This window comes from Pyrodictium occultum, from assembly GCF_001462395.1.
GTDB lineage: Archaea > Thermoproteota > Thermoprotei_A > Sulfolobales > Pyrodictiaceae > Pyrodictium > Pyrodictium occultum.
The window spans coordinates 781,136-802,327 of sequence record NZ_LNTB01000001.1 but is presented as its reverse complement, the minus strand read 5'-3'; the positions used below and the strand labels follow the sequence as shown (position 1 = coordinate 802,327).

General features: G+C 64.0%; 20 protein-coding genes and 1 tRNA gene. 3 read left to right on the top strand and 18 right to left on the bottom strand.

Annotated features, from left to right (window positions below):
* Positions 1–47 precede the first annotated feature (47 nt).
* The 8 genes from CF15_RS04315 to CF15_RS04280 form a co-directional block, all read right to left on the bottom strand.
* The gene (locus tag CF15_RS04315; RefSeq protein WP_058370694.1) at positions 48–632 is read right to left on the bottom strand and encodes a hypothetical protein; all 585 of its coding nucleotides are present in this window, start codon (positions 630–632) and stop codon (positions 48–50) included.
* Positions 633–749: 117 nt separating this feature from the next.
* On the bottom strand, positions 750–1,772 hold the full coding sequence (locus CF15_RS04310; RefSeq protein WP_338052273.1) for an ABC transporter ATP-binding protein: 1,023 nt from the start codon (positions 1,770–1,772) through the stop codon (positions 750–752).
* Between the two features lie 16 nt (positions 1,773–1,788).
* Positions 1,789–2,784 carry an ABC transporter ATP-binding protein gene (locus tag CF15_RS04305; RefSeq protein ID WP_058371382.1) on the bottom strand — a complete coding sequence of 332 codons (996 nt, stop codon included), beginning with the start codon at positions 2,782–2,784 and terminating at the stop codon, positions 1,789–1,791.
* A 16-nt stretch (positions 2,785–2,800) separates the two neighbouring features.
* Positions 2,801–4,291 carry an ABC transporter permease gene (locus CF15_RS04300; RefSeq protein WP_058370693.1) on the bottom strand — a complete coding sequence of 497 codons (1,491 nt, stop codon included), beginning with the start codon at positions 4,289–4,291 and terminating at the stop codon, positions 2,801–2,803.
* Positions 4,292–4,323: 32 nt separating this feature from the next.
* A complete protein-coding gene (locus tag CF15_RS04295; protein WP_058370692.1) occupies positions 4,324–5,415 on the bottom strand; it encodes an ABC transporter permease in 1,092 nt (363 codons plus the stop codon).
* A 198-nt stretch (positions 5,416–5,613) separates the two neighbouring features.
* Positions 5,614–8,304 (bottom strand): hypothetical protein, encoded by a 2,691-nt coding sequence (locus CF15_RS04290; RefSeq protein ID WP_058370691.1) that lies wholly within the window; start codon positions 8,302–8,304, stop codon positions 5,614–5,616.
* Between the two features lie 240 nt (positions 8,305–8,544).
* A complete protein-coding gene (locus CF15_RS04285; protein WP_058370690.1) occupies positions 8,545–8,973 on the bottom strand; it encodes an OB-fold nucleic acid binding domain-containing protein in 429 nt (142 codons plus the stop codon).
* Between the two features lie 203 nt (positions 8,974–9,176).
* Positions 9,177–9,614, bottom strand: coding sequence for a cytidine deaminase (locus CF15_RS04280; RefSeq protein WP_269082808.1), 438 nt, complete (start codon positions 9,612–9,614; stop codon positions 9,177–9,179).
* Between the two features lie 92 nt (positions 9,615–9,706).
* Here CF15_RS04280 and gatB point away from each other — a divergent pair, with 92 nt between their 5' ends.
* Positions 9,707–11,158, top strand: coding sequence for an Asp-tRNA(Asn)/Glu-tRNA(Gln) amidotransferase subunit GatB (gatB, locus tag CF15_RS04275; RefSeq protein ID WP_058370689.1), 1,452 nt, complete (start codon positions 9,707–9,709; stop codon positions 11,156–11,158).
* Here gatB and CF15_RS04270 read toward each other — a convergent pair.
* The 3 genes from CF15_RS04270 to CF15_RS04260 form a co-directional block, all read right to left on the bottom strand.
* A complete protein-coding gene (locus CF15_RS04270; RefSeq protein ID WP_058370688.1) occupies positions 11,155–11,589 on the bottom strand; it encodes a hypothetical protein in 435 nt (144 codons plus the stop codon). The two genes, gatB and CF15_RS04270, sit on opposite strands and share 4 nt — an antisense overlap.
* A 179-nt stretch (positions 11,590–11,768) precedes the next feature.
* Positions 11,769–12,908, bottom strand: coding sequence for a glycine cleavage system aminomethyltransferase GcvT (gene gcvT, locus CF15_RS04265; protein WP_058370687.1), 1,140 nt, complete (start codon positions 12,906–12,908; stop codon positions 11,769–11,771).
* Between the two features lie 226 nt (positions 12,909–13,134).
* Positions 13,135–13,503 (bottom strand): hypothetical protein, encoded by a 369-nt coding sequence (locus tag CF15_RS04260; RefSeq protein ID WP_058370686.1) that lies wholly within the window; start codon positions 13,501–13,503, stop codon positions 13,135–13,137.
* A gap of 149 nt (positions 13,504–13,652) precedes the next feature.
* Between CF15_RS04260 and CF15_RS04255 the strand changes: the two genes are divergently transcribed.
* A tRNA-Gln gene (locus CF15_RS04255) sits at positions 13,653–13,728 on the top strand.
* Between the two features lies 1 nt (position 13,729).
* Here CF15_RS04255 and CF15_RS04250 read toward each other — a convergent pair.
* The 6 genes from CF15_RS04250 to CF15_RS04230 form a co-directional block, all read right to left on the bottom strand.
* Positions 13,730–14,488 carry a uroporphyrinogen-III synthase gene (locus CF15_RS04250; protein ID WP_058370685.1) on the bottom strand — a complete coding sequence of 253 codons (759 nt, stop codon included), beginning with the start codon at positions 14,486–14,488 and terminating at the stop codon, positions 13,730–13,732.
* Entirely contained in the window at positions 14,473–15,222 is a 750-nt protein-coding gene (gene cobA / locus CF15_RS04245) for a uroporphyrinogen-III C-methyltransferase (RefSeq protein WP_058370684.1), read from the bottom strand. Before cobA ends, CF15_RS04250 begins: the two co-directional genes overlap by 16 nt.
* Before the next feature lie 30 nt (positions 15,223–15,252).
* The gene (gene hemC / locus CF15_RS04240) at positions 15,253–16,161 is read right to left on the bottom strand and encodes a hydroxymethylbilane synthase (protein ID WP_058370683.1); all 909 of its coding nucleotides are present in this window, start codon (positions 16,159–16,161) and stop codon (positions 15,253–15,255) included.
* Positions 16,158–17,444, bottom strand: a complete 1,287-nt coding sequence (hemL, locus tag CF15_RS04235) for a glutamate-1-semialdehyde 2,1-aminomutase (RefSeq protein ID WP_058370682.1) — start codon at positions 17,442–17,444, stop codon at positions 16,158–16,160. Before hemL ends, hemC begins: the two co-directional genes overlap by 4 nt.
* Positions 17,445–17,748: 304 nt before the next feature.
* The gene (locus CF15_RS08830; RefSeq protein WP_168371263.1) at positions 17,749–17,910 is read right to left on the bottom strand and encodes a hypothetical protein; all 162 of its coding nucleotides are present in this window, start codon (positions 17,908–17,910) and stop codon (positions 17,749–17,751) included.
* 51 nt (positions 17,911–17,961) lie between these two features.
* Positions 17,962–19,464, bottom strand: coding sequence for a phosphotransferase (locus tag CF15_RS04230; RefSeq protein ID WP_168371262.1), 1,503 nt, complete (start codon positions 19,462–19,464; stop codon positions 17,962–17,964).
* 117 nt (positions 19,465–19,581) lie between these two features.
* On the opposite strand from CF15_RS04230, the gene CF15_RS04225 reads away from it, so the two are divergent.
* Complete coding sequence (locus CF15_RS04225) at positions 19,582–20,628, top strand: arginase family protein (RefSeq protein WP_058370680.1); 1,047 nt, start codon at positions 19,582–19,584, stop codon at positions 20,626–20,628.
* Positions 20,629–20,648: 20 nt separating this feature from the next.
* Here the strand turns inward: CF15_RS04225 and CF15_RS04220 are convergent, their stop codons facing one another.
* A complete protein-coding gene (locus CF15_RS04220; RefSeq protein ID WP_236698121.1) occupies positions 20,649–21,095 on the bottom strand; it encodes a CBS domain-containing protein in 447 nt (148 codons plus the stop codon).
* Between the last annotated feature and the right edge of the window lie 97 nt (positions 21,096–21,192).

Below are 21,192 nucleotides of genomic sequence, written 5' to 3'. Positions count from 1 at the left end.
AAAGCCTTTCACTGGATAAGGGTTTCTCCCCGGGGGGCGGGACACTGCTAGTAGGTGCCTAGGCTGAATATGGTCTCCTCGCTGCCTCCCCGTGCCTGGGCCTCGCCCAGGGAGAGGAAGCCCACGCTCGCCAGCACCGCGCCAGCCGCGGCCAGCAGCTTGGCGAGGGCGGCTGCGCCCCCAATCCTTGATATGAGGCCCTGGGCCGCCTGGTTGGCCCAGACCACGCCGCCCCAGTCGACCACACCCCCGCTGGCGGCCCTGGTCGCCGCGTCCACGCTGCTGGCGCCGGAGACTGCTAGGAGCAGCGACATGGCTAGGAGCGCCGCCGCGGCCTTGAGGGGGGTGCTGCCGGCCCTTATCCCCAGGGTCCAGAGGGCTACGACGCTCAGGGCGCTGTAGAGGAGTAGCACCGTGCCGCCGGCCTCCGCCAGGCCGTGGCCGCTGCCGTAGTAGTCCGCCAGCACCGCCGCTACCCCCAGGAGGCCCGCCATGCCTATACCGGTGTAGAGTGGCCGCCTCGACTCGGTCCCGTAGGAGAGCCAGCCCGCGGCTGTCAGCACAGCCGAGCCTGGGCCGGCGAAGGGGGCTGATAGGTAGCCTAGTGCCAGCAGGAGCCTGGAGTACGACACAGCTCTCCCCGGTCCCGGGATAAGGGGTTGGAGGCCACTAGCGGGCCTCGGGAAAGTAACACCGGGCCGGGGGTTAGGCGTAGAGCCAGCAGGCCACCCTGCGGCCGCCGCCCATGTCTATGAGAGGGGCTCCTCCTTCTCGCAGCGCGGCCGGACCCCGGGGTGCCTGTCGTAGGCTATGCAGCGGGGGCGGAACCGGCAGCCCGCCGGTATGTTCACGGCGCTGGGCACCTCGCCCTTTATCGGGATGGTGCGGAGCTTCTTCCTGTTTGCCGGGTCCGGCTCGGGTATCGCTGCCACCAGCGCCCGGGTGTAGGGGTGGAGGGGCTCCTCGATCACCTTGTCCGTCGGGCCTATCTCCACTATCCTGCCCAGGTACATTACTGCTATCCTGTCGCAGATATACCTGGCCACTGCCAGGTCGTGCGTTATGAAGAGTATCGCCGTGTTGTACCGGTTGCGGAGCTTGAGGAGCAGCTCCAGTATCTCAGCCCTTATAGACACGTCCAGCATGGAGACGGGCTCGTCCGCAACCACCAGCCTGGGCTCCAGTATGAAGGCCCTGGCTATGGCAACCCTCTGGCGCTGCCCGCCGCTGAGCTGGTGGGGATAGCGGTCCAGGAAGTCGTCGGCGGGCACGAGCTTGACCGCCTCAAGCATCTCCCTAACCTTCTTGAGCCGCGTCTCCTCGTCGCCTATACGGTGTATTATCAGGGGCTCCTCGAGCGTGTAGCGTATCGTATACCTCGGGTTGAGGCTGCTGTACGGGTCCTGCTGGACCATCTGTATCTCGCGCCTTACAGCCCGCCGTAGCCTGCCCCTGAGCTTCGTTATATCCACGTAGCCGTTCTCGAGGCTGACACCGTTCTCCTCCATTATCTTCGCCAGCCTGGGGGAGGGCTTGAAGAGTATGCGGCCCCGGGTGGCCTTCACGAGGCCCAGGAGGGCCCGGCCGGTGGTCGTCTTGCCGCAGCCGCTCTCGCCCACCAGGCAGAGGACCTCGCGCTCCGCGAGGCTGAGGGATACGCCGTCGACCGCCCTCACGTAGCGCCTGGGCCTACGCCTCAGTATGTCGGCGAGGCCGCGGCGCAGGGGGAACCAGACGTGGAGGTCCTCTACCCGGACAACCTCCTCCGGCACGGCCTCGTCGCCCCCTCTACTGCCCTGCCTCTCTAAGCTTCTCCACCGCCGTCCCGGCGAGCCAGCAGGCCACGTAGTGGCCGGGCCCGCCCGGCTCGTAGGGCATGAGCGGGGGCTCTTCCCTGCGGCACCGCTCCTCCGCCAGGGGGCATCGGGGGGCGAAGCGGCAGCCCGGCGGCGGGCGGCGGAGGTCCGGCGGCTGGCCGGGGATGTAGCGGAGCCGCTTGGGGCCGTGGAGCCTGGGGAAGGACTCTAGCAGCAGGTAGGTGTAGGGGTGGCGTGGCCGGTAGAACACATCCTCCGCGCTCCCATACTCCACGGCCTTGCCCGCGTACATTATCATTACCTTGTCTGCAAGCTCGGCTATCACGCCGAGGTCGTGGCTTATTATTATTATGCTTATGCCCTTCTCCCTCTGCAGCTTCTTCATGAGGTTGAGTATCTGGGCCTGCACAACCACGTCGAGCGCTGTTGTAGGCTCGTCGGCTATCACTATGTCGGGCTCCAGGGCTAGGGCCATCGCTATGACGACGCGCTGCTTCTGGCCCCCGCTCAGCTCGTGGGGGTAGCGGTAGAATATGGAGCGGTCCAGCCCGACGCTCTCGAGGAGCTCGTGGGCCCTCTGCCTGGCCTCCTCCTCACTGTAGCCTCCGTGGAGAGTTAGCACTTCCACTATCTGGCGGCCCACCGTGTAGACGGGCGTGAGCACGTTCATAGCGCCCTGGAATATCATGCTTATACGCTTCCAGCGTATCTTCCTACGCAGCTCCGCCTCGCTCATCCTGGTGAGCTCCTGGCCCTCGAGCTTCACGCTACCCCCGACGATGCGGCCTGGGGGAGGGACGAGCCCCAGGAGCCCCCAGGCGAGCGTGCTCTTACCGCAGCCGCTCTCGCCGGCTATCCCCAGCACCTCGCCCTTCTCGAGGTCGAATGAGACGCCGTCAACTGCCTTCACTACACCGCGGAGCGTGTAGTAGTAGACCTTCAGGTCCCGTACCTCGAGAAGCGCCATCCCCCTGGCCACCACGCTACCTCCTAAGCCTGGGGTTCAGTATCCGGTCGAGCGCACTGCCTATGAATATGAACGAGAGCCCCATGAGGGCTATTGCAAGGCCCGGCGGCACCACCCACCACCAGTAGCCGTTCAGCGCCGCGTTAGCGGCCTCAGCCTCGTGGAGTATGCGGCCCCACGTTATCTTGGACGGGTCGCCGACGCCGAGGAAGCTCAGCGAAGCCTCAGTTATTATCGCGCCGGGCACCCCGAGCGCTATAGAGGCGAAGACGTAGGGCAGTATCTGCGGCATAACGTAGAGGAAGAGTATGCGCTTCGTGCTGGCACCCAGCGCTCTCGCCGCCTCCACGTAGGGCTCCGCCCGGATCTGCAGGGACATAGACCTGGTGATTATCGACACGCCGGGCCAGCCGAACGCGACAAGCATGAAGATTATCAGCCATATGCTGGGTCTGAAGAGCGCCGCGAGCAGGATCAGCAGGGGCAGGGCCGGGAGCGAGTAGACGATGTAGGCTATCCCCATCATCACGGTGTCTACAGCGCCTCCGAAGTACCCCGCGATGGTGCCGTAGATGGCGCCCAGTATGATCGCGAGGCCGCTCGCCAGCAGGCCGACTATAAGGGCCCAGCGGGTGCCGTAGAGAAGGCCCTGCCAGAGGTCATGGCCCTGGTTGTCGGTGCCCATGAGGCCGTAGCAGGAGCCTATGACGGCGAGCTTCTCCGGCCTAAACACTATGGTGGCGTTGTAGCCCTGGAGCTTCACCACCCACCAGTAGCGGCCCTTAAGCGCAGTAGTGGAGTTGCCCTGCAGCGCGGCGGCCATGTCCTTCGCGTAGAGGGCGTCGAACAGCGACAATACTATCGAGGGGACATCCACGAAGCTGACCTGCAGCCCCATCCGCTGCAGCTCGGGCAGCACATGCCTGAGTACTAGGAGCTGGTTCTGGGTCAGCGTCCTGAAGCTCAGTACGGTGGTTAGGTTAGCGTGGCGGCTGGGAAGCCCGCTGAACACGCTGCTTACCGGCTCCCGGGAGCCCGGGGGCACGAGATAGAAGCGCTTACCATCGGGCCTCACTATCCCGAGCTCGGTCACATAGATAGGCTGGCTCGACGAATTATAGAAGACATGCGCCTTCAGAAGCACGTCGCTGGGCGGCTTAGTGCCCGTCACATCCACCGGGACCTCTATAGTCACGTTTACATACGGCATGCCCAGCTGCTTGTCAAACCCCCTGGAGGCTAGAACCTTGACCGGCTCACCACCAGTAATTATGGTACGCGTGTACTCCTCGCCCGTGAGCACCGAGGCCCAGCAGGGCGGGACAGCCTTCGGGTAGAAGCGGAAGTACTCGTAGTTATCCCAGTTCTTGATAACCTCCTCGTCGCCTATCAGCGGGAAGGCTACAGCCACGAATATGAAGACTGCGAGGAGGGCTAGCCCGAGCATCCCCAGTTTATCGCGCTTATACTCGTCCCACACGCTCTTTACGCGCTCAGCTAGCCCCATGCCGGGCCACCCCTAGCCTCGGAGCACCGCCGCTAAACCGTCTCATGGGTGCGGACACGCGGGTCGAGAAGCATGTATATGAAGTCGAGAGTATACACGAGAGCCACGAACAGTATCACGACAAGCGCTGTAGTGGCTATCAGCACGTTTACCTCGCTATTGAGCAGGGCAACCCAGTAGAGTAGCCCCATGCCGGGCCAGCCGAACACGGTCTCGGTTATAATGGCGCCGCCGAACGAGCCCACCAGGGACAGGGCGACATTAGCCACTATCGGAGGGCTGCTGGTCCTCAGCACATGGCCGTAGATGACGCGTCTCTCGGGCAGCCCCCTGGCGCGGGCCGCTATGACGAAGTCCTGCTGCATAGTCTCGAGCACTATGGTGCGCACAACATAGGCCCAGCCGCCTACACTCACGCTAACAATGGTTATCAGCGGTAGGGCCATGTAGTAGAGCCACGTCTTCAGCTCCAGGAAGAGCCTGGTGTAGAGGGGCAGGTTCTCGGGTATAGCCTGGAGAGCTGCGTAGACCTCCTTAGCCTGCGTCGGGAACCAGCCCAGGTAGAAGGAGAATATGAGGAGGAAGAGTATGCCTACCCACCAGGTGGGAAGACTCCAGGACACCATGCCGAGGATCGAGACGGTCCTATCGAGGACGCCGCCCGGCTTGCGGGCCATGTAGAGGCCCAGGAGAATACCTATTATCGACGTTATGATTGTAGCTGTTGTGAAGAGTATAACCGTGTTCTTGAGAGCTATCTTGACCTGCTCGCCTATATCCGTGGTGCCGAAGTAACGGTTCCTCGACGTGCCGAAATCGAATGTGAACACTGCCAGCAACTGCCTCTTAACATCATTGATCACGTCATGGTAGAAGGAGCCGGTTACACCGTACTGCCGCATCAGGGACTCCTTGAGCTTCTTGAGAGCCTCCTGCAGCTCTCGGGGATCCTTGTATTTCTGCTGGAGCTGCCGCGCCATAAACACGTACTGCTCCTCTACAGCGGCCTGCTTCTCCTTAACGCTGTAGACAGCGTATATGGTGGAGATGAAGACGAGCGCGACAATTAGAGTGATTGATGCATTAAGCAGTCTAGCCGCTATAAAGCGGCCGATTCCGGCCATGCTGCTGCCCAGCCCCGGGGAGGGCGTCCTGGTCTTAGCTTATAAGTTTGGGCACCAGGTGAGCCCAGAGCAGGCACGGTATCAACTATGGGCTAAAACATCGTCTAAAGCATAGCATAGGGAAAAGAGGCTAAAACAGGTATTTAGGGTAAGCAGATAACTTATTGTAAACTTAAAAACTGGTATCGTGGCGGAGGGCTACTTGCGTCTTAACGCTAGGTTGGCGCCAGCAACTATCAGTATTATTATGATTACTATTGCCGCAGCTGTGCCGGCTGATATGCCGCCAGGCTTCGTGGCTGCCGCTGTGCTGGTGGCAGCAGCACTGGTGGTCTGGGTGGGCGGTGCTGTGGTCTGGGTCGTAGTTGTAGCGGGTTTGGTAGTCTGAGTAGTTGTGGTCATGGTGGTTGTTGTAGCGGTCGGAGTCGTAGTCGTCGTAGTCGTGGCTGTCGTAGCTGTGGCTGTGGTGCCCTGGGTCGTGGTCTTCAGCGGTGCAGGGTTGTAGAACACGTTGTTGTGGGTTACCTCTAGCAGCTGCTTGGGTATGTAGCCTCTGGGCAGCGGGTAGTCCTTGAACGCCTTTAGCACCAGCTCATTGGCCGAGGGGTTGTAGCTCACCACCATGTAGGGGCCGTTGGACACCACGGCGTGGCCGTAGGTGTCTATGAACTTTGCTAGGTACTCTACCCTCTCGTCGAGGTTGAAGGGCAGGTTCAGCCCGTTGAGGTAGACCACCTTGCTGCCCTTCAGCTCTAGGGCCATCTGCTTTATCACCTTGCCGTCCTTCAGCATGTCTATGGCGCGCTCGTGAGTAGCCTCTCTCGTGGTCCAGCCGTAGTTGGTGCCGCCGGGATCCTCTACCACGGCCTTCTCCATGGCTAGCAGTAGGTGCAGTGGCACCGTGGGCCATATGTCGACCTGGCTTGCTATCAGCGCCGGGTCCACGTCGACGTAGGGGGTGTAGATGGCTACAGCTGTGTCGTTGATTATCTTTATGCCGAATATGTTGGCTAGAGCTGGGGTGACAGCGCTATCGATCTCGGGGTCGTAGTAGGGGTCGGGCTTGCCGGTCACCTTGGTGTCGTTAAACGCCCACTCGTAGTCGAAGGCCAGGCTGCCGAGGATGTCGGCTAGCGTCATCTTGCTGCCGTCGTGCCACTTGCCGAGCTTGTAGTTGAACACCACCACCGCCTTGGCCTTGCCGCCGCTCTCGATGAGGTCGCTGACGCCGGGTATGTAGGTCTTATTCTCGGCTATAGCCTCGCCGATGGTTATCCACTTGTTGGCCACGGGATCATACACCATGGCGTCCTCGGGCACGGTTATGTTGCCGATCTTCACGTCCCAGGTTGCGCGCAGCGGCGTGGGCATGCCGGTTACCGGGTGGTTGTACATGGAGAAGTCATGTATCAGGTTCCATATGACGTTGCTGTAGATGTCGTTGAAGCCTAGCACAGGGTTCCAGGCGCTCATGAAGAGGGCGCCCTGGCTCGAATACTCTAGTATGGTTAGCTTGCCGTCCACGGTACGTATTGTCCTCAGGGCCCAGGGCGTCCAGAGCCCGGATATGGCGCCGTATATGCTGTAGGTCACGCGGTTCTTGTTAACCGCGAAGTACTGGAGGCTCTGGGCTATGAATACGCGTATGGACTGCTCGAGGCCCCACTTGACCATGGCGCGTATATCGTTTATCAGCTGCTGCTTCTGGTCCGGCGTATAGGCTCCGAAGAACAGCTTCTTACCGAGTTCATAGGCCCACGGGTTGTAGAAGTACCACCAGCTGGTCACGCGGTGGTTGGGGCCGTAGCCTAGAAGCGGCGCGTAGAAGAAGGCCGCGCTGCCGCGGCCGTGCCAGTAGGCAGGCTCCTCGCCGGTTGACACCCAGCCCTCGGTGTACATGCTCCACATCACGTTGCCCAGGGTCTTGCTCGTGTCTATCGGGTTCTGGCCGTACACCACGGGGGTTACTACGCTCCTCTCCCTCTCTATCCTGTTCACCTTGATGCCGAAGTAGTCCTCTATCCACTTGGCTATCTGGCGGCCTATCTGCAGCCTCTCATCCTCGATACGTATCAGGAAGTTCACTGTCACGGGCTCCTCGTAGCCGTCGGGGTACTTGAAGTAGAGCACCTTCTTCCCGTTAACGGTCTTGTAGTACAGCTTGTAGCCGTACTGCTGGTACGTCTTGTTGAGCTCGTCTATAGCCTGGTTGAAGAGCTTGACAGCCTTCTGCACGTCGGCGGCCGCTGATATGCCCATGCTCTCGGGTATGTCCTGCACGAACCCGTAGTCGCCGTGGGTGGGCAGCAGGGCGGTGAGCATGGGGACGGCGCTGCCCTGGTAGATGCTCTGCACTATGAAGTTCCTGTCTATCAGGTACTCTAGGGCTAGCCTTATCTTCCAGTAGCCCCAGGGGTTGAACTTTATGTTGTGGTCGTTGGGCGCCACCTTGTTTATGCCTACCCAGTTGCTGCCGGTCACCTTGTCTGCGTTGAGGTAGACGAGGCCGGGTATCCTCTGCCCGGTGATGTTCCTATCCTTGAGCTGTACCACTCCAGGCTTCTTGGAGTCGTAGACGTTGGAGGCGGGGTTCAGCGCTATGTCCACGAACACTGAGCCGGAGGGTATCAGCGCGAGGTTATTCATGAGGTCCTTGGGCACGTTCTTGTAGTTGCTTAGAGGCTGGCTCCAGAGGAATACGTCGGCATCGCCCTTAGCCACCTGGATAATGCCGGCCGTCTGGTCGGTGACGCTCTTGAACACTATCTCGACCGGCGGCTGGCCCACAGGCTGGTTGGCCTGCTGAGCCGCCGCGGGGGTCAGCGAGGCGATGGTTGGCAGCAGGAAGAGGGATATGACGAAGAACGCGACAATACTTCTATGCTTCACGGCCCGCTTCACCCTTGGAGCTAACCATGTCGTTGGTGGTATAAGGCTCCCCGACTTTATAAAGATACTTGCTCGGCGGCGCTGCTAGCTATCGACGAGACTGCTTCCAGCCCGCCGGGAGGGCTCCATCGCAGGCATAGCGGGTGCTACCGGGAGCCCTGGAGGGCCTGGAGGAGCCTGGAAGGAGGGGTTGCAAAAACGGGGATCATGGATCGAGCCGCTGTGCAGAGCTCTGGAGGCTTAGAAGCGGGGCCTGTAGCCGCGGCCGCGGTAGCCGCCCTGGCGGCGCGGGGGCCTCCAGTCCTCCGGCGCCCTGGGGGTCTCCTCGGGTATCTCGTCCTCGGCTGGGAGGCTCTCGCTGTCCACGCGTCTTATACTGACGCGGCCCCCGGCGTTTAGGACGACCTGGCCCCGGTAGGCTGTGGTCCAGGCCCCGGAGATCTCGACCGTGTCGCCGGGCTTGAGGCTGCCGGCCGCGTGGCCCCAGAGGGTGAGCCTGGTGCGGCCGGTCTCGTCCCCGACGACGGCCTCACTTATGGTCCGGGGCCCCCTCCGGGTGTTCACCGTGCGGGGCGCCTCGGCCTCGAGGACGCGGACGCGGACGCTCACGTTGTTCATTCCAGGCTTGAGCTCGGATATTTTTACGATATTATTACGCTCCTCCGACATGGATACGATCTCCTCTACGCTACGGGCGCGCCTAGCGCGCTTAACGAGTGGAACGGAGCATCTCCCCTGCTTTTAAATGTAGCGGCCCCGCCGGGGGCAGGCTATATGCCATGGCTCCGGGGGCTGCGGGCCACGGGGGCTGTGGGGAGGCCGGCCTGTCCCGAGGCCCCCTGGGGCCGAGAGGGGCCGCTGCGGAGGAGGGACTAGGGAGCGGCGTCCGAGCCCCTCCGCGGCAGCTGCCTGGCTGTGAACGCGTGGGGGAGCAGCTCGCCTAGCCTCCACTCCCTCCTCTCCCCGGTAGCCGCGGAGATGGATACCACCAGCGTGTCCGGGTCCCCGAACTCGGCGAGCACCTGGCGGCAGGCGCCGCAGGGCGGGAGGGGCTCCCTGGTGTCGGCCACAATGGCCATCCTCTTCACCCTCCTGCGGCCGGCAGTCACCATGGCTGCCACCGCTACCCTCTCGGCGCAGACTGTGAGCCCGTAGCTGGCGTTCTCCACGTTAACCCCGGTGTAGACTGTGCCGTCCTCTGCCTCCACCGCAGCCGCCACGTGGACGCCGCTGTAGGGCGCGTAGCTGTTAGGCAGCACCCTCATCGCCGCCTCGATAAGCTTCTCCGCGGGGTCCCTGGCCTGGCCCACCCGGCCCCACCCCTCGAGCAAGCCCGCTGGACCCAGGGAGGGTTCAAAGACCAGCGCTGCCTCCCAGGCCACGCGAGTAGGGGCGCCGGGGTATGGTGAGCGAGGCCAGAGCTACTATAGGGCTTGAGGTGCACGTGCAGCTGACCAGCCTGAAGACCAAGCTGTTCTGTAGCTGTAGCGCCGACTACCGGGGGGCGCCGCCTAACACGCACGTCTGCCCCGTCTGCCTCGGGCTCCCAGGCGCGCTGCCGGTGGTGAACAGGAAGGCTGTGGAGAAGGCTATCCAGGTTTGCCTAGCGGTTAACGGCAGCGTTGCACGGATGCTTAGGTTCGACAGGAAGCACTACTTCTACCCGGACCTGCCGAAGAACTACCAGATAACCCAGTACCTGGAGCCCATCTGCACCGGGGGCTACGTCGAGATAGATACGCCTAAGGGGTCTAAGAGGGTGAGGCTGAGGAGGATAAACATCGAGGAGGACCCGGGCAGGATAGTCTACCCCGGCGGCAGCCCCCTCACCAGCCCCTACGTGCTCGTCGACTACAACCGGAGCGGCGTCGCGCTCCTCGAGATAGTCACGGAGCCCGACCTTGAGACGCCTGAGGAGGCGATAGCGTTCCTGGAGAAGCTGAGGAGCATACTCGAGCACCTGGGCGCCTGCGACTGCGGCCTGGAGGGAGCGATGAGGGTGGACGCAAACGTGAGCGTGGAGGGCGGCGAGAGGGTTGAGGTGAAGAACATAGGCAGCTTCCACGAGGTGAAGAGGGCCCTGGCCTACGAGATAACGAGGCAGAGGGATGTGCTGCTGAAGGGGGGGAGGGTGAGGAGGGAGACGCGGCACTGGGACCCGGTGAGGAAGGTGACCCTCCCGGCGAGGGTCAAGGAGACGGAGGAGGACTACCGCTACATGCCAGACCCGAACCTGCCGCCGGTGGCAATACCCGGGGAGCTGGTGGAGAAGCTCCGCGCCACGCTCCCGGAGCTCCCGGACGCGAGGGCCCGGAGGCTGGAGAAGCAGTACGGGCTCCGCCCGCAGGTGGCGAGGGTCCTGGTCTCCAGGAAGGTGCTCGCCGACTTCTTCGAGGACGCTGCCAGGCTGTACAGCGGAAGCTACGACAGGATGGCAAACTACCTGGTGAACGACCTGCTAAACTGGCTTAAGGACGACGACCTGGCGGGGCTGTACCGCAGGGTGAAGCCGGAGCACCTGGCGAAGGTGATGAGGCTCCTCGACAGAGGGGTGATAAGCATAAGGCAGGCGAAGGAGATGGCCGAGCACATAGCCAAGAGGGGGGCTGACCCCGAGAAGCTCGTGGACGAGCTGGGCTTCCGGAGGATAGCTGACCCGGAGAAGCTCCGGCCGGTGGTGGAGGAGGTGCTCCGTGAGAACCCTAAGGCAGTGGAGGACGCGCTGCGGAACCCTAAGGCAGTCAACTTCCTTGTAGGCATGGTTATGAGGAAGACCCGGGGCCGTGCCGACCCGGCCGTGGCCAGGCGCCTGGTGCTCGAGAGGCTTGAGGGGCTGCGGAGGGGCCGGGGCTAGAGCCCCAGCCGGACCGTCTCCACGTCTATGCTCCGGGCGTAGCGCTCGGCATCGTAGCTGAACTGGTAGGCCGCTGCCACGGGGACCACCTCGGCGGCGCCGAGCCTTTCGGCAAGCTCCCCCGCCTCGTCCACCAGCACGTCCACATCCTCCACATCGATGTAGGGCTTGGCATAGAGGTAGAAGACCAGGCCCTCGAACTCGACCAGCACCCGGGCTCTGGGGATCTCGCCCATCCTATAGTCCTCCCGGATGCGGAGCAGTCGGGCCCCCTCAAGCCCGCCGCCGAGCACGAATGCCTCGGCCACAGTCCTCACATCGGCCATGAAGCGTATTATGCTTAGCCCGCCCCGGGCCCCCTCCCCAGCGGCTTCCGGGAAGCTGTGGGCCAGGCTCTCTAGTGCCGCGGGCTCCTCTAGTACGAGGCTCACGCGTCCCACCCGAACAGAGTATTGGGGAGAATCCCTGGGAGTTCAGCCCCAGGGGGCCGTGTAGAGCCGGGTGCTACCCCGGCGCCGCCGCGACGGCTCCAAGCCCTCCTGGGGCCGGATATCCCCGTGATACCGGGATATAGCTCCCGGGGAGACGCCAGTCTCCTGAGAGAAGGAGGCTAGGCCGGGGGCCTGGAGCTGGGCTGCACCACCGGGAAGTCGACTATCTTGGCCTTGTATCTTCTACCCCTCCTCTCGACCTCCACTGTCATCCCCATGAGGGCGTGGCTCGGCTCTATGTACGCCTGGGCCAGGCTTCTCCGCAGCATCGGGCTGTAGGCGCCGCTCGTCACGTAGCCCACCTCTACATCCTCCACGTACACCTTGTCCCCCTGGCGCGGCACTACGCGGGCCTTCTTGCCCAGCTTTAGCCCCACCCTCACCCTCGAGGCGCCGCGGCGGAGGGCCTCGCGGAGCGCCGGGCAGCCGACGCACTCCTTCTTGGGCCCGGGCTGGAATACCCACCAGTAGCGGGCCTCCACGGGCGTCGTATCCTCGTCTATCTCGTGGCCGTAGAGGACGAAGCCCATCTCCATCCTCAGGCTGTCTCTAGCGCCGAGGCCGCACAGCCGCCCCTCGAGCTTGGGGAGCAACTCGGCCGCCTTGCGGAGTATCTTCTCGCCCTCCCCCGCCTCGGCTATTACCTCGAAGCCGTCCTCCCCGGTCCAGCCGCTCCTCGACACTATGAGCGCCCTGGCGCCCGCGGCCTCCAGCTCCACGTTGCGGCGGAACCGGAGGATGCGGAGGTCGAGCACCTCGCTTGGGGCGCCGAGCATCCTCATTAGCTCGGCGGCCTTGGGTCCCTGTATGGCGAATAGCACCCAGTCCATGGTATGGTCCTCCACCCTGGCCTGCGCGTTGAGCCTGCCTATCCACCCCTCAAGCCAGGCATAGATCTTCTCTATGTTGGCCGCGTTCGGCACAATAAGCCAGCCTTCAGAGCCAAGGTTGTACGTCATAACGTCGTCCCTGAAGCCTGCCCGCTCGTTGAGGAACGCCGTGGGCCCAACCATCATGCCCTCCTCTGAGGATATGTCGCGGGGCACCAGTCTGTCGAGCACCCGTATAGCATCGGGCCCGGAGAGAAGCAGCCTACCCATATGGCTGAGGTCGAAGAAGCCGACGCTAGTACGTACAGCCACATGCTCCTCGATCACGCTGGTATAGTTTATCGGTGCCTCCCAGCCGGCGAACTCGCCGAACTGAGCCCCTAGGCTCTTATGCACATCGTAGAGGGGGATGCGGCGTAGCCCGGCCAAGGCCTAGCTGCACCAGGCTCCCCGGGGGCGCCGGCTCATGATAAACCCGCTCCCCGGGGGCTGTGGTGAGGCTCGGGGAGGGGGCCACCCCCCATCTCCACGGCCCCGCGGCGGGGCCATGGCCCTTCGGGCTAGGGGGATATCCCCCAGGCGCCCTCACAGCCCGGGGCTCCCCCTAGAGGAGGGGCTAGGGGGTAATGTAGGGTGGGGGTACCGGCCGCCGATGCTAGGCCTTGGCAGCGAGGGCCCTGCCGAGGTAGAGGACCCGGCCGCGGCGCGTGTCAAGGTAGTAGCGCAGCACGAGCTTACCCGGGGCCTGGGCGTGCCTCGGCCTAGCCGAGTCGGCCTCAACCTCAACTATCTCGTCGGCGACGCTTGGTATCGCCTCCTCCTCTAGGCCCATGCAGTCGAGCCCGGCGAGGACGGGGCAGAGGCGGCGGCTCCACCAGCCAATCGGGGCTGCGACCCAGCCGAGGCCGTGAGCGTATGCGACGGCGCGGGCTAGCTCCCCCACGAGGCCGAGGGCGCGGCTCGGGGAGGCAACCTGCTCGGGGCTGGGTAGTATGAGGCCCAGGCCGCCACGGTGGTGTATCAAGGTTCTCCGGCCCTCACGGGGTCGTTCTACTATCCCAGCTTTTGGCCTGTATTAAGCGTTAGGCCCACCCCCGTCCCACGTGGAGGCGGTAGCCAGAAAAGGCCAGACCCGGCCCGCTGCCAATGAGATCTTGGGGTCGCGGGGAGGGCAGCCGGGTCGTCTAGCGGCCAAGGATGCGGGGCTTTGGCCCCCGTGACCGGGGTTCGAATCCCCGCCCGGCTACCAGTCAACCCGGCTGCGGGGGCCCCCTCCTACTCCACAGCTCCTCTATGATCCTCGCCACACCCTCCATGGTGTACTCTTCGGGGTAGGGCGGCGCCGGGAATCCGAGCTCTATAAGCCTCCTGGCTGTGGTGGGGCCTATCGCGATCGGGGTGAAGCCTGGGCTCCGGGGCCTCGGGTAGTGGCGGGCAAACACCTCGGCCACGCTCGGGCTGGTGAAAACCACGTAGTCGAACCGATCGGCCACGCTTGCCGCCGCGCCGGCCAGGGGGTCCAACGCAACCGGCCTGTAGAGGGGCACCTCGACGACGCGGACACCGCTCCTCTTCAGCAGCTCCGCCAGCTCTGGCACCGCCCTCTCCGAGCGGGGGAGGAGGACGCAGCCTGGCCTCCGCCCCGCCAGCTCCCGGGCCAGTGCCGCCCCTCGGTACTCCCTCGGCACGTGGTCTACGCGAAGCCCCAAGGCTTCGAGGGCCCTCTTCGTCCTGGGGCCCACGGCTGCTACGCGGATACTGCCCTCCCTCTGGAGCCTCTGCAGCTCCCCGGCTAGGCTCTCGAGGAGGAAGGGGGCCCTTGGGCTTGTGAATGCTACCCAGTCGCAGCTGCCGAGCAGGCTCCGTATCTTCTCCGCCGCGCCCGGCAGGGGCTCTAGATCCACGACGGGTATGTGGGCTACAATGGCTACCTCGGCTAGGCGCCCCGGCTCAGAGCCAGGCGGGCGAAGGAGAAGGACGTAGGGCTTTCTCCTCAGCTCAGCTTCCAAAGCCGCTCCCTCAGCTTCACCGTGGGGCCGAAAACTATGACCGCGGGGGGCTGGATCCCGGCCCTCCTGGCTTTCTCGGCTATGTCGCGGAGCCTCCCGGTGACGACGCGCTGCCTGGGAGTGCTTGCATTCTCTACAACTGCCACCGGGAGGTCCGGGTCTATGCCGCCCTCCAGCATCTCCTCCACTATCTTCTCCAGCGTGCCGACACCCATCAGTACCACTAGCGTGTCGACGCTCTTCATTATATCGGCGTACCGCACCATTCTCCTAGGCTTGCCGGGGGCCTCCTTCCCGGTGGCCACTGCGAAGCTTGAGGCGAGCCCCCTGCTTGTTACCGGTATCCCAGCATAGGCTGCGCCTGCTATGGCGCTGGTGACGCCTGGCACCACCTCGCACTCGACCCCGTGGCTGCGGAGGTAGATGCACTCCTCCTCGCCGCGGCCGAAAACGTAGGGGTCGCCGCCGTGCAGCCTCACAACAGTCTTGCCCTCGCAGGCCTTCTTGAGGAGCAGCCTGTTTATCTCCTCCTGGGTCATGGCGTGGGCTCCGGGCTTCTTGCCGGCGTAGACCAGCTCCGCCCCGGGCTTGGTGTGGTCAAGCAGCTCCCTCGGCACCAGCCGGTCGTACACTACAACATCCGCCTGCTCTATGAGGCGTAGGCCCTTGACGGTTATGAGCTCCGGGTCTCCCGGCCCCGCTCCCACTATGTAGACGCTGCCGCAGCCCGGCACGGCCCGCCAGCCCCCGGTGGCTGTAAGGGCCTACAGTGCTATGCCGGCCGCCGCGGCCCGGGCGCGGAGTTCCAGCGCCGCGTCCACGCCCAGCTGGGCCGGCCTCTCCGGGTCGCCCTTCAGCTCCACGTCGACCCTCTTACTCCCGTCCGGAGACGCTGCCGCAGCGTGGATGCGCAGGCTGCCGCCCTCGACCCAGGCGTAAGCTCCGATGGGGGTATGGCAGCCCCCGCCGGCGTAGGCTAGGAATGCCCTCTCAGCCCTCGCCTGGATCATCGTCTCTCTGTGGCTCGAGTCCTCCAGGAGCGGGAGCAGGTCGCCGCGGCTGTAAAGCGTGTAGACCCCCACTATGCCCTGGCCGGGCGCCGGGGGCAGCACGTCGGGAGGTATACGCCAGTACTCGACCTCCATCCCGAGCCTCTGAAGCCCCGCCTCCGCCAGGACTATAGCGTCGTAGAGACCCTCCCGGAGCTTCCTAAGCCTCGTGTCTACATTCCCCCTCAGGGGCTTGTAGACTAGGTCGCTGCGGAGCCTCCGGAGCATCGCCACTCTGCGGGCGCTGGAAGAGCCTACCACCGCACCGGACGGGAGGTCCCAGAGTGTCTTCGCCCCCTCCCGGGTGACTAGCACGTCGAAGGGCGAGGCCCTCGGAGGAGTCATAGCCAGTACTAGGCCGGGGCTGACCTCGCTGGGCACGTCCTTGAGGCTGTGCACCGCTACATCGGCCCGGCCCTCCAGCACTGCCAGGTTGACCTCCCTCTCGAAGAGCCCCTTGCCGCCTATCTCGGTGAAAGGCTTATCCTGGTGCACATCGCCCCTGGTCCTCACTATCACGAGTTCAAAGTCTACTTGAGGGTGCTTCTTCCTAATCTCCTCCAGCGCTAGCCTGGTCTGGGCTAGGCTTAGCTTGCTCCCCCGGGTGGCGACGCGTATCTTCATTGCTCCCCGAGCCTCTTGAACGCCTCCTCCAGCGCCTCTATGGTCTCGTCCACTACCTCGCGTGTGTGAGCGGCGCTGGTGAACACTGCCTCCATCTGGCTAGGCGCTATGAAGACGCCGCGGCGGAGCAGCTCCTCGTGGAGCCTGGCGTACAGCTCCCTGTTGCTCCTGGCCGCGTCCTCCGGGGAGGATACATCCCCGTCCACAAAGAATACCTGGAACATGTTCTCCACGTGGTTCACGGTAGCCTTTACGCTGTAGCGGCTTATGAGGTCCTCTAGGGCCTTCACCAGCCTGGAGGCGGCCTCGCGCGCGACGCGGTAGGGCTCGCCTGTCTCTAACACCTCTATCGTGGCAAGCCCCGCGGCCATGGTAACCGGGTGGGCGTTGAAGGTGCCAGCGTTGAAGACCCTGCCGCTGGGGGTCAGCTTCTCCATTATCTCCCTGGGCCCAGCCACAACCCCTATCGGGAAGCCTCCCCCAACTATCTTGCCCAGGGTGGTGAGGTCTCCCCGGACGCCATAGTACTCTTGGGCGCCTCCGAGGCCTAAGCGGAACCCGGTTATCACCTCATCCATTATCAGGAGCGCACCGTACCTATCGGCCAGCTCGCGTAGCCCCTTGAGGAACCCGGGCTTGGGCGGGATCACGCCAGCGTTGCCCGCGACCGGCTCCACTATTATAGCTGCCACTTGGTCCCCATACTGCCTCATTATCCTCTCAACGCTCTCCAGGTCGTTGTACCTGGCCACTAGGGTGAGCCGGGCCACCTCCTCGGGGACCCCTAGGCTCGTGGGCACCCCGTACTCCGCTGCCGCGCTCCCAGCCCCCACAAGCACCGAGTCATGGGCGCCGTGGTAGCATCCGTTAAACTTCACTATGTACTTGCGCCCGGTGTAGCCCCTGGCAAGCCTTATGGCGGTCATAGTAGCCTCTGTCCCTGTGTTGACAAAGCGCACCATGCCACCGGGGTGGTAGTAGCGGAGTATCTTCTTCGCAAGGGCAACCTCAAGCTCCGTAGGAGTGCCGTAGAGCCAGCCCTTCTCCAGCTGCTCCCGGACCGCCTCCAGGACGCGGGGATGCCGGTGGCCGAGGAACAGGGGGCCGTAGGCCAGCACGTAGTCGATAAGCCTCTCCCCGTCAACAGTGTAGATGTAGGGTCCCTCGGCGCGGCTCACGTAGAAGGGGTAGGGCTTCACGGCGGCCCGGACGGGGCTGTTCACGCCGCCCGGGAAGAGGCCCAGCGCCTCCTCGTAGAGGCTTCTGCTCCGCTCGCCCGGCAAGGACTATGCACACCCTCCGACCAGCCGGATACACGCGCTAAAGCATGTATAATTTAGACGTTGACCCGGAGACGCCCAGGCTCCTCGGACGGCTCTGGGATAATTCGTGGAGGCCGTCGCGCCCCCGGGAGGCAGCTTCACAGCCCCTAGGCCCGGGCCATGGCAGCCTCCCGGGCACCCCGGGGAGCCTCTAGGGGCCTAGGGGCTCCAGCCCCGTGACCCACAGCTCATCCAGCCAGCCCGGCCAGGGGCAGAATATGCAGGGGCTGGAGCCCCTTCTAAAACCTGGGCGAGGCTGGCGGGGCTACTTCTCCTTCTTCTTCTTGGCGCCGCCTCCTCCACCCTTGCCCTTGGGCTCTATGAACTCCTTGAAGTACCAGCCGTGAACCCTTTTTATGTGCTCCAGCAGCGCCTTCCTTCTGTACATGCCCTTGCCACAGACTGGGCACGCCCTAGCGCCCGCCATGACTATGCCTCCCCTGCATCCGAGGGCCTGTCTGCAGGGCGCCTCTGGGGGTTAAGGCTGGTTCCCCTGGGCTGCGGCGAGGAGGGCTCTACGCGTCCTCTCCAGCAGGTTGGGCGGGGCAGCGGCCAGGAAGGGTGCCATGTACTTGTACTTTGCGGCTTCTAGGAGGACCTCTCTGCCGCCGCCTGCCTCGAGGTAGCCGGAGGCTATCATGGCGGCTCTCTCGGGGCCGCTCCGCGGCGCGTATATGAGGGAGTAGTATGACGCCATGGCTATGTCCCAGGCTGCTTCCCCGATGCCCCTCAGCCCCCGGGCCTGCTCCAGGTCCACTAGGTACAGGTTCTCGCCGTCGTAGACGAAGTTGCCTGGATTAGCGTCCCAGAGGGCCACCCCGCTACGGTGTAGCCTTGCCAGGAGCCTTCCGGCCTCCCGGTAGGGCTCTGGTGCAGGGTCCCTCTGGAGCAGGGCTATGAGGTCGCTGCCCTCTATGTAGCTGTAGGCTGCTAGTCTGCGCCTCGGGTCAACTAGGAGGGGGTGGGGCACGTGGAAGCCCTTCTCGGCCAGCAGCCTGTTGTAGTAGTACTCGGCGTCGAGCCGGGCGAGGGGCCTGAGCCTAGGCTTCGGGAGCGGGAGGGAGGCGACAGATGCCACGATCCACTTGACCGCGCTCAAGTCTATATAGCGCTTGACCACTGCTGGCTTGAAGTCTCCTGTTCCTAGCACTAACACGCTTCTAACAATGCTCTTCCGGCGGAGCTTTAGGCTGTCTAGGAGCCTCTTCACCCCGGTTATCGCGTATAGCTGGTCCTCGAAGCTAACCAGCTTCGTAGCGAGCCTCGCCGAGTCCAGCCTGGCCAGGAGGAGGGGGTCGCTCGTGAGCGGGTGGGGCTTCTGGCCTATGCTCTCCATGAGGAGGCTCTGGGGCAGGGCCCTGAGGAGGGGGAGAAAGGCTTGCTGGGCGAAGCTTCCCAGCACCCCTATAGCCCTAGCAGCCTCGCCTAGCCTGTTGATGAGGGGGTGACTCTTCCCCTTCGAGGCTATGAGCTTTGCCGGGATCCAGCGGCTATGGGTGTCCACGCCGGCCAGGACGGTCTCCCGGAGGAGGCGGCGGAGCCAGGAGTAGTAGCTGCTACGCTGAAGCGCGGCCGAGTAGGCTATCCGGAGCCAGGGGTAGATGCGCTGAAGCCTAGACATGCGGGCTACAGCGGGGTATATGTCGGCCACGTAGAGCCTCTCGAAGCTCCTGGCCAGGAGCCTCCGGAGCCTCCCAGCCTCCTCGCCGAAGACCCGGCCGAGGTACTTTGAGACTAGGAGCCGGTAGGCCTCCACATCGCCCTCGATGCCGGCTGGCTCTAGGAGGAGCAGGGAGGCCAGCAGCTCGCCGAGGAGGGACTCCTCTACATCCGCCTCAACCACGTCCAGGCCTATGGAGGCCTCCACCCAGCCCGCGCCGCCCATGACGCAGCTCCGGCCCCGGCTGACCCCCAGGGTAAGGCGGAGGCCAGGCAGCTCGTAGATGATCCTCGTCAACTGCTCGCAGCCGCTCTCTTGCAATCCCCGACCCCTCGATAGGCCCCCCCGGGGCCACCGAGGCTCCATGGCGCCACGAGCCCTCTTATGCAGCTTCCTCCCAGGAGGAGCCGGGCATAGCCCTGGAGGGCTGCGCCCGGGATGAGCGGCTTCTGCATCTACTACGACCCCGTGTTCAAGCTCCACGAGCCCCCCTACGGCTACCACATGGAGGCGCCGGAGAGGCTGGACCAGGCGGTGGAGGGGCTTGTAGAGTCCGGCATCTGGAGCCTGGCGGAGCATAGGACGCCGCCCCGCCGCAGGGGCCTATATGTGTTCAGGGAGGTTCACAGCCCAGACTACATAACGGCTGTGCTAGAGCTCGCCATGCGGGGCGGCGGCTACCTGGACCCCGACACCTACGTGTCCCCGGGCACGCCCCTCGCCGCCGAGGCCTATGCAGCCGCTGTACTTGACGCGGCGGAGAGCCTGCTGAGGGGCGAGTGCAGGGTGGCCCTGGTGCTCGGCAGGCCCCCGGGCCATCATGCGGGGTTCTTCGGGCGGGCTATGGGGGCTCCCACCCTGGGCTTCTGCATATTCAATGTATCAGCGCTAGCGGCTCTCACGCTCCACCGGCTCGGCTACCAGCCCCTAGTAGTGGATATAGACCTCCACCATGGCAACGGTACCCAGGACATACTCTACGACAAGCCCGTGTACCATATAGACTTGCATCAGGACCCCTCCACTATATACCCGGGCAGCGGCTGGCCCTGGCAGACCGGAGAAGGCGAGGGAAGGGGAACCAAGCTAAACCTGCCCCTGCCGCCGGGAACCGGGGACGACGCGTACCTTGAGGCCCTGGACGCGCTGCTGGCGCTCTACCTGGAGCGCGCCACGGCGCCCGATATAGTAGTGGTTGACGCCGGGCTGGACGCCTACTGGGACGACGAGCTGGGCTCGCTCCGGCTCACCACCGCCGGCTACCACGCCCTGGGCAGAAGGCTCGCCGGGCTGGGGGCCCCGGTGCTCCTCGTCCTCGAGGGAGGCTACTCCGCCGGGCTGCGCCGCGGCCTCCCCGCGCTCCTAGCGGGGCTAGCCGGCTGGGCCAACCCATTCCCCGAGAAGCCTACCACCACGGACCGGGCGGCGAGGAAGCAGGTAAAAGACTACCTGGGGGAGCTGGTGGAGAAGCTGGCAGCCGGCTAGAAGCCTCTCTTCAGGCTCCGCTACTCTCTCAACAGCTCGTGGAGCATCCCGAGCCCAGCAAGCGTGAGTATGGTGTCCATTATATCCCGCGCCGATATTATCCCGATAGGCTTACCCTCGTCATCGACGACCGGCAGGTGGCGGACGTTAGCGTCACGCATCTTCTTTATGACATCAACTATGTCCTCGTCGGGCTTAACGGCTATAGGGTCCTCTGTCATTATCTCCCAGGCCTGCTTAGTGTTAGGGTCCCAGCCCTCCGAGCAGGCAAATACTATGTCTCTCTCGGTGACTATGCCTCGGAGCTTGCCCTCCTCGTCGACGACCAGAACGCTGCCGATACGATTCTTCCTCATAAGCTGGGCCACGTCCCTAATGCTGGTGTTGAGGCCTACTGTAACCGGCTGCTCGGTCATAATGTCCTGCGCGCGTAGGGGGACTCTCCTACGGCGGAAGAGGAGGACCACGCTACATCTCCATAACCTATGTAGAACGGATTGGGAATATAAAAGGCATGCACCAGCGCGGCGGGTCTGTGCCGCTGCAGGGGCCTAGGCGGAGGCC